This window comes from Clostridium sp. 1001271st1 H5, assembly GCF_005845215.1.
Classification (GTDB): Bacteria; Bacillota; Clostridia; order Lachnospirales; family Lachnospiraceae; genus Enterocloster.
This window is the reverse complement of sequence record NZ_SPHO01000011.1, coordinates 23,324-31,708: the sequence shown is the minus strand read 5'-3', so window position 1 is coordinate 31,708 and position 8,385 is coordinate 23,324. Positions and strand designations below refer to the sequence as shown.

Sequence of the window (8,385 nt, the reverse complement as noted above, 5' to 3'; positions counted from 1 at the left end):
ACCAAACAACAGGAGGCAATTTATATATGAAACAATATTATCCCAACCGTTTTAGAGACAAGGTAATGATTCTGACAGGCGCGGCCAGGGGTATTGGTGAGGCCACAGCCATCCGGGCGGCAAAGGAGGGCGCAAAGCTGGTACTGGTTGACCGGCTGAAGGAGGAGGGAGAGCGGGTGCTGGACGCTGTCAGGGCAGAAGGGGGCACAGCCATTTTCCTGAACCTGGACCTGTCAGCAGAGGAGCATGCAGCACAGATGGTGGATATGGCGGTTAAAGCCTATGGACATCTGGATATTGCCATTAACAACGCAGGAGTCATGGGAAATCCAAGCCCGCTCCATGAGCTGAAGCAGGAGCAGATGGACTATACCATGGCAAATAACTTTTATTCCGTATTTTTTTGCTGCAAGCATGAAATACAGGAATTTATGAAGGAAGGAAATGGAGGCGTCATTGTCAACAATGCGTCCATTGCCGGTCTCACAGGTCTTCCGGGCAATCCTGCCTATGTGGCATCCAAGCATGCGGTCAATGGTCTGACTAAGAATCTGGCCCTTGATTATGCCAGATACGGAATACGCATCAACTCCGTCAATCCGGCAGGCACCACCACGCCCATGGTAGCCGAGGCGTACGAGTATGTGAAAGCCCACAGGGAGGCTGCCATCAAAGCCGGTATGGACCCTGCCAAAGCCCAGTCCATGGCCGGTCAGAAGCGCACTTCCATGCTGGAGCGGGAGGCCACGGCAGAGGAGCAGGCAGCATCCATCCTGTTCCTTGTATCGGATGATGCCACCCATATGACAGGGGCAGCGGTGCAGACAGACGGGGGATGGACGTCCTTTTAGAAGCGTATGGCGTATGCGGTGCGTGCCAGAAACGCAGGGATGGTTTCAGGGAGGAGTCCGGGGGTTGGGTATTCCTTGTTCTGCCGGCCAAACTGTGATATCCTAATTCTATCATAACCTTAAATCTGTGGGATAATATCAGATTTAAAAAACAGCGATACATTGGAGGTAAATTAAAGATGCCAAACGATATGAAACCCCAAGCAGTGACTCCCCTGGCAGTGAATCCCCAAACAATGAAAGCCGCGGTCTACAAAGGAAAGGGAGTCATAACCCTGGAGGACCGTCCGGTTCCCACTCTGGAGGACCCCGGGGACGCCATCATAAAGGTAACCCTTACCACCATCTGTTCCAGCGACATACATATCAAGCACGGCGCTGTCCCAAGGGCTGTGCCGGGAACCATACTGGGACATGAGTTCGTAGGCATTGTTGAGCAGGCCGGTGAGGCAGTAAGAAAATTCAAGCCAGGGGACCGGGTGGCTGTGAATGTGGAGACTTTTTGCGGGGATTGTTATTTCTGCAGGCGGGGCTATGTCAACAACTGCACCCATGAACACGGAGGATGGGCGCTGGGATGCAGGATTGACGGCGGTCAGGCCGGATATGTCAGGGTGCCGTTTGCGGACAATGGCCTTACCCGGATACCCGATGAGGTGACGGATGAGGCGGCTCTTTTTACCGGCGACATCCTTTCCACCGGATATTGGGGTGCTTCCCTGGCGGAAATCAAACCGGCAGATACGGTTGCTGTTATCGGCGCAGGCCCCACCGGACTGTGTACCCTGATGTGTGCAAAGCTTTATGGTCCGGGAATGGTCATTGCGGTTGACACATCCAATGAACGGCTTAAGCTGGCAAAGGAGCAGGGACTGGCAGATGTGATACTCAACCCGCTGGACCAGGACGTGGAACAGGAGATAAGAAATCTGACACAGGGACGCGGCGCAGATGCCGTGTTGGAGGCAGCGGGAGGCAGGGACACCTTCCGGATGGCGTGGAGGATTGCCAGACCCAATGCAGTAGTCTGCGTGGTGGCCTTATATGAAGAACCGCAGGTGCTTCCTCTTCCGGACATGTACGGTAAGAACCTGGTCTTTAAGACAGGAGGAGTGGACGCTTCCTGCTGCGGGGAAATCATGAAGCTGATTAAGGCGGGAAAACTGGATACCAGCTGTTTGATTACACACAGGGCAAAGCTTCAGGATATCATGGAGGCCTATGACGTGTTCGAACATAAGAAGGACCATGTGATAAAGTACGCAATTGAGGTATCATAATCTTAAGGATATTCAGGGACATTTGGGATATATAAGAAAGAAGGAATGATTATGGGCAGAAACAGATGTATCACCATTGAGCGTCAGTACGGAAGCGGAGGAAGGGAGGTGGCCCGTATCCTGTCGGAGCGCCTGGAGATTCCCTGTTATGGGCGGGAGCTTCTGGCAGTGACAGCGGCAGACAACGGAATCAGCATCGAGGAACTGAAAAAGCTGGATGAAAAGCGGACCGGAAGCCTGCTTCATGATTTGGTGCTGTACGCCTTCCGCTTCCAGAACTACAACAAAATGCAGGAGCCCTTTGATATCAATAAGGAAGTGTCTGACACCATCCGCAGGCTGGCAAGTAAGGGGCCGTGTATCTTTATCGGAAGATGCGCTGATTTTGCCCTGGATGGAGAATGGGGTGTGCTTAAGCTGTTTATTTATGCCTCTTCCATGGAAAAACGCAAACGCCGTATCTGCGAGGTAGACGACATAGCCTTTGAGAAGGCGGAGGAGGAGCTTAAGAAGCGGGACAGCCAGAGAAGCGATTATTACCATTATTTTACCGGTAAGAACTGGGGAGATATGGAAAATTATGACGCCTGCCTGAACACCTCCGTATTGGGGTATGAGGGCTGCGCGGACCTGATTGTGAAAATGATGGAATGACAGACAACCGCGCCAATGCCGTGAATCGGACGGATTCCCAACCGGAAATCCAACTGATTCACGGCATTTTTTCGTCTGTATGCAGGCCGGAGGAACCATACCGTCAATTAAACGGAGAAATCGTAAAAGTCAGGCTGTAATTTTGTGAAAAATAAACGGGTTGATTTTCATTCGCAAAATGCATATAATATTTGTCAAACACAACAGTTGTCAAACACATATAATTAAGGCGGGGAGGTGAGTACCATACAAGAAATATCCACCATGATTGAAAAAAGCAAACGAAGGTTTCTGTGCATTAAATTCAGGTCCTGCGGCCTTTCCTTTTCCGAGGGAATCGTGCTTCTGGTCATTGGCTACAGCAAATACGGCAACCAGGATACCATATCCAGCCTGTCCGGTATCGACAAATACCAGACAGCCAAGGTGCTGGCTGCCATGGAGGAACGGGGATATGTCAGGAGGGAGGTCAATCCTGAGAACAAGCGTGAAAAGCTGGTGTGCCTGTCGGATAAAGGAAAAGAGGCAGCCGATGCGCTGAAGGATATTATGGACCAGTGGGAGAAAATCATTTTTGCGGGAATTACCCCGGAGGAAGAACGGGCCCTGGAGCAGATTATGTGTAAAATCGTCGGAAATGTAAGGGAGTATGAGAGAACTATCGGAAGGGAGAAACTGTAACAACATGAAGCAGGCAAAATCCAAGAAAAAAATCATAGGGGCAGCGGCAGCCGTTATTCTGTGCGTCATTGTCCTGGCAATCATCTTCGGCCATGTAACGGGAGATGATTTATTATTTAAGAACAAGAAAAATCTGGTGGTGCAGTCCTATGTGACCATGGATGAGAGCAACATCAATGCGCTGACAGGCGGCCAGATTAAGGAGGTTCTGGTGGAGGAAGGGGAGCTGGTAAAGAAGGGACAGGAACTGGTCCGCCTGGACAGCGATACCCTGACTGCCCAGAGGGAACAGGCCCAGGCAGCCCTTGCCCAGGCCCAGGCAGCCTACCAGAGCCTGTTAAACGGCGCAACTGAGGAACAGATGAAACAGCTGCAGCTGGCGGTCCGGATTGCCCAGGCAAACCTGGAAAATGCCCAGGCATCCTATACCAGGATGGAGGCTGATTACCAGAGGACCCTGGCCCTGGTTCCGGCAGGAGCCGTATCCCAGTCCTCGGTGGATGCCCAGAAAGCAGCCCTGGCTTCTGCAAAGGCAGCCCTGGACAGCTCCCGTTCCAATCTGGAGATTTCCCAGAGCAAGCTTTCCGAAGCCCAAAACGGAGCCACGCCGGAGCAGATTGCCCAGGCCCAGGCCGGGGTGGACCAGGCCAAGGCAGCCCTGAAGCAGATTGACACCACCCTGGACAAATGCGTCCTCACCTCCCCTGTGGACGGACTGGTGACAACCGTGAATGTCAAGGCAGGGGATGTGGTGTCCTCAGGACTTCCCTCTGTGGTGGTTGCGGACATTTATGCACCCTATATCACATGCGATGTGGATGAAATGAAGCTTCCCCGGGTAAAGCTGGACCAGGAGGTGGATATCACCCTGGCAGCTCTGGGCAAGACGAAATACAAGGGAAAAGTGGTGCGGATTAACAAGGAGGCGGATTTTGCCACCAAGAAAGCATCCAATGAAGCGGACTGGGATATCCTGACCTATGGAATCAAGGTGACCTTTGACGACCTGGCAGAATTGCAGGATGAGCTGCGTTCCGGTATGACAGCCTATGTTGACTTTGGAAAGTGATGTGATGGTATATGAGAGAATGGATGAAACAGGCCGGAAGCCTGGCATCTTCTGTGAAAAAAAGGTACATAACAATTCCCATGCTGATTCTTCTTCTGGCGCCTACCATACTGAGTCTGCTCATGGGGGCGGAGTTCATTCACCTGCCCTTTCAGAAGGTTCCCACGGTCATTGTGAACCACGACCATTCGGAGACGGTCCAGAGCCTGATTCAGATGATTTCGGATAACAGGACCTTCGACGTCATTGCATGTACTGGTGAGGAGGATGACCTGAAGGAAGCATTTTACTATAATAAGGCACTGGCCGGCATCGTGATTCCGGAGCATTTTTCAGAAGATTTGCTCAACGGCCGGGAAGCCAAAATCATGATATTTAATGACGGAGCCCTGTCAACGGTTGCCAGCGGCATGAGGGGGACCATTGCCGAGGCCCTGGGAACCATCAAAAGCGGCTATATGCTGAAGCTGGCAGAGGGAAAGGGCATACCGCCCCAGGCAGCCATGAACCTGATTGCGCCCATGGGATATGTGACAAAGGCCATCAGCAATCCCTCCAAGAACGTGGCATATATGATGATGGAGGGCATTCTCCTTACCATCGTGCAGATAGGAGCAGGCTGCGTGGGTGCCTGTGTGTGCGAGCGGAAAAGCTTTGGAAGGCTGATGAAGAAGGCGGGGTTTATTACCGGAATTGCCTGTATTTCAGCCCTGGGCTGTATGGTGACCCAGAGCCTGTGCTTTGGTTTTCCCTATAAAAGCTCACCCTGGGCCGGTATCCTGATGACTGTTTTCACCTGCTTCGGCATTACCCTTTTCGGGATACTCCAGAACCTGGGAACCGGGGGTAACTGCGAGGAGGCGGTGCAGAAATGCGGCATTATAAGTTTCACCATGCTGTTAGCCGGCTACACATTTCCGGTCATCTCCATGCCCTGGCCCTGTAAGTTTCTTACCTGGTTCATGCCAAACACCCATTACATTTTGCCGCTCAGGGACATGGCTCTGGTGGAGCGCAGCTTTCTGAGCGAGGCCCATCATGTTCTGTGGCTCATGGGATTCAGCGCGGTAATGGTGCTTCTGGCGGCCAGGAAATTCAGGAATGTCAGGACAGAGGCGGGAAATCCGCTGACGGACATTCACATGACGGAAAGCGGGGTGGCCGGGATATGATAAGCAGGATATGGAAGGAAGAGAAAAACACGGTCATCGGCCTGTTCATTTCCGTGCTGGCCGGTATGCTGCTGATTACTACTATCTGGAAAAATGATTACACGGAGGATGTTCCCTTTGGAATTCTGGATGAGGACCGTTCGTCCCTGTCCCAGTCCATTGTGAAGCAGTTCGGCATCAATCCCACGCTGGATATTGTGTATTATGCGGATTCGGAACAGGATTTAAAACAGGCCATCCTGGATAAGAAGATTGAGGCCGGCGTCATGATACCCAGGAATTTCAGCCGCGATATGTCCCTTAAGAAATCACCCCAGGCCGTGATATTTGCAGACTGCTCCAACATTATCACCGGAGGCGGGGCAGTGGGCGCGGCCTCGTCCGTGCTGGGAACCATGAGTGCGGGTATGCAGCTTAAGATGCTGGAGGGCAATAATTTCTACCCTTCGGCGGCCCAGACCAGCCTGGGTACATTTTCTTATGTGGACAGGACGTTGTATGAGCCCCAGGGGGATTATATCAGGAAAATGAGCTATCTGCTGGTTCCCTCCATCACCATGCAGACCTTCCTTATTTCATTTTTCATTCCGCTGATGATTCGAAAGAGAAAAGCCCTGGCGGCAGCTTCCCCGGATAAGCGGGGGGAGGAGCTGAAGGACGGAATCATCAGGACAGCCGTGGTGGCAGGCGGCGCGGTGGCGACCCAGTTCGCGGCCCTTTGCGTGGTGGGCTTGTATAAGAATATTCCGCTGAGAGGGGAGATTGGGCTATATCTGTTCAGCACAGTGCTTTTCATGCTGGCGGCCGTGGCCTTCGGCGTGATGCTGGGGTCGTTTACCAGGCGGGTGGCCTGCTTTGCGCAGCTGTATATGATGTGCAGCAACCTGATTATATTTACCTCAGGGCTTATATTTCCTTTCTACCTGATGCCGAAGTGGCTCAGCGTTGCTTCCAGGATTTTTTCTCCCATTGCCAACATTGCAGTGGAGTTAAAGGCTGTAAACCTGAAAGGAATTGGCTGGGACGCTGCCTGGCCCCATCTGGCCGGAACAGCTCTGTATACCGTGTTCTGGCTGGCAGCCGGAGGCGCCCTGTACGCTATGAGCATTAAGAAGGAAAGGAAATGCATAGGAACAGGTGAAAAATAGATAGATAATTCAGTTAAAATCATGTATGATAGAGGGAGCAGCTTGGTGATAGACTGCTTTCTCTTTTTTTGTGATAACATACAGGGAATGGCAGCCAACAGTGTTTGGGGAATGGGGTGTTGTCTTGCAAGGCGCTGATACGGATATGATTGACGGCAGTATCTTTAAATCTATTTTCTGGTTTTCAATCCCTCTTCTGATTGGGAATTTTTTCCAGCAATTGTACAATACAGTGGATTCCTATGTGGTAGGGAATTTCGTCAATACCAATGCCCTGGCGGCGGTGGGGGCTTCAACTCCTGTCATCAACATGCTGGTGGGATTTTTCATGGGATTGTCCACGGGCGCAGGTGTGGTCATTTCCCAGTATTTCGGAGCCAGACGGGGGGAGGATATGAGCAGGGCGGTACACAGCTCCATGGCTCTCACAGGGATTTTGAGTATTGTGTTCACAGGGCTGGGGCTGCTGTACACAGGACCCCTCCTCAGGGCAATCGGGGTGCCGGAGGACGTTCTCCCCCATTCTTCTTTGTATCTGATGATATATTTCTGCGGAATCACATTTTCACTTTTCTACAATATGGGTTCGGGCATACTACGCGCAGTGGGGGATTCCAGGCACCCTCTGTTCTATCTGGCAGTGGCCAGTATTGTGAACATTATCCTGGATTTTACCTTTGTGTGCGGGTTTCACATGGGTATTGCAGGCGTGGCCATAGCAACTATCATAGCCCAGGCAGTGAGCTCGGCCATGGTTATGTACAAGCTGATGCACACAGGGGAGGACTATAAGGTGGAACTGCGCAAGATACGGTTCCACAAGAAAATGATTCGGAAAATCATTGCCTTCGGCTTTCCGGCTGCCTGCCAGCAGAGCATCACGTCCTTTTCCAATGTGGTGGTCCAGTCCTACATCAACGGGTTCGGCACGGCTGCCATGGCCGGGTATTCGGCCACCTTACGGATTGACGGATTCCTCCAGCTGCCCCTGCAGAGCTTTAATATGGCAATCACTACATTTGTGGGGCAGAACATCGGCGCCCGTAAGTATAAGCGGGTGAAGAAGGGGATATTTGCTGCCTGGGTCATGAGCTCCCTGATTATCCTGGCCGGCTCCGTGGGAATGTATTTTGGCGCGCCCCTGTTAATCAGCGTATTTACAAATGACCCTCAGGTAATTGCAAACGGGAGCAGTATGCTCCGCATTTTCTCCCGTGCGTACATTGCCCTGGCCGTGGTCCAGGTACTCAACGGAGCCCTGCGCGGCGCCGGACTTTCCAAGGTCCCCATGTTCTTTATGCTGGGCTGCTTCGTGGTGCTGAGACAGATTTATCTGATGATTGCAGTGCCCATGACCCACAGCCTGATGGTGGTCATGGCTGGCTGGCCCATTACCTGGGTCGTCTGTGCGGCCGGTATGTTCCTGTACTATGTCAGGGCGGACTGGCTGCCGCAAGAGACTGGGATGGAGGGCAAAGAATGATTCCGGATAACCATTCCAAATAGTGATTCACAGACAAGGTACGGTCA

9 protein-coding genes are annotated in these 8,385 nt (G+C 52.1%); all 9 read left to right on the top strand.

Annotated elements, in window-relative coordinates; genetic code table 11:
* The first annotated feature begins 26 nt into the window (after nucleotides 1-26).
* The 9 genes from FGS84_RS17095 (at nucleotide 27) to FGS84_RS17060 (ending at nucleotide 8,338) form a co-directional block, all read left to right on the top strand.
* Nucleotides 27-851: an SDR family NAD(P)-dependent oxidoreductase gene (locus tag FGS84_RS17095; RefSeq protein ID WP_138309742.1), complete on the top strand. Its 825-nt coding sequence runs from the start codon at nucleotides 27-29 to the stop codon at nucleotides 849-851.
* 179 nt (nucleotides 852-1,030) lie between these two features.
* Nucleotides 1,031-2,131, top strand: coding sequence for an alcohol dehydrogenase (locus FGS84_RS17090; protein WP_227146737.1), 1,101 nt, complete (start codon nucleotides 1,031-1,033; stop codon nucleotides 2,129-2,131).
* Between the two features lie 51 nt (nucleotides 2,132-2,182).
* A complete protein-coding gene (locus FGS84_RS17085; RefSeq protein ID WP_138309741.1) occupies nucleotides 2,183-2,785 on the top strand; it encodes a cytidylate kinase-like family protein in 603 nt (200 codons plus the stop codon).
* A complete protein-coding gene (locus FGS84_RS30925; RefSeq protein ID WP_171042660.1) occupies nucleotides 2,782-2,925 on the top strand; it encodes a hypothetical protein in 144 nt (47 codons plus the stop codon). Before FGS84_RS17085 ends, FGS84_RS30925 begins: the two co-directional genes overlap by 4 nt.
* 124 nt (nucleotides 2,926-3,049) lie before the next feature.
* On the top strand, nucleotides 3,050-3,466 hold the full coding sequence (locus FGS84_RS17080; RefSeq protein WP_138309819.1) for a MarR family transcriptional regulator: 417 nt from the start codon (nucleotides 3,050-3,052) through the stop codon (nucleotides 3,464-3,466).
* A gap of 4 nt (nucleotides 3,467-3,470) precedes the next feature.
* Entirely contained in the window at nucleotides 3,471-4,535 is a 1,065-nt protein-coding gene (locus FGS84_RS17075) for an efflux RND transporter periplasmic adaptor subunit (protein ID WP_138309740.1), read from the top strand.
* A gap of 11 nt (nucleotides 4,536-4,546) precedes the next feature.
* Complete coding sequence (locus FGS84_RS17070; RefSeq protein ID WP_243130004.1) at nucleotides 4,547-5,707, top strand: ABC transporter permease; 1,161 nt, start codon at nucleotides 4,547-4,549, stop codon at nucleotides 5,705-5,707.
* The gene (locus tag FGS84_RS17065) at nucleotides 5,704-6,855 is read left to right on the top strand and encodes an ABC transporter permease (RefSeq protein WP_138309739.1); all 1,152 of its coding nucleotides are present in this window, start codon (nucleotides 5,704-5,706) and stop codon (nucleotides 6,853-6,855) included. Before FGS84_RS17070 ends, FGS84_RS17065 begins: the two co-directional genes overlap by 4 nt.
* A gap of 70 nt (nucleotides 6,856-6,925) precedes the next feature.
* On the top strand, nucleotides 6,926-8,338 hold the full coding sequence (locus tag FGS84_RS17060; RefSeq protein ID WP_243130003.1) for an MATE family efflux transporter: 1,413 nt from the start codon (nucleotides 6,926-6,928) through the stop codon (nucleotides 8,336-8,338).
* Nucleotides 8,339-8,385: the final 47 nt, after the last annotated feature.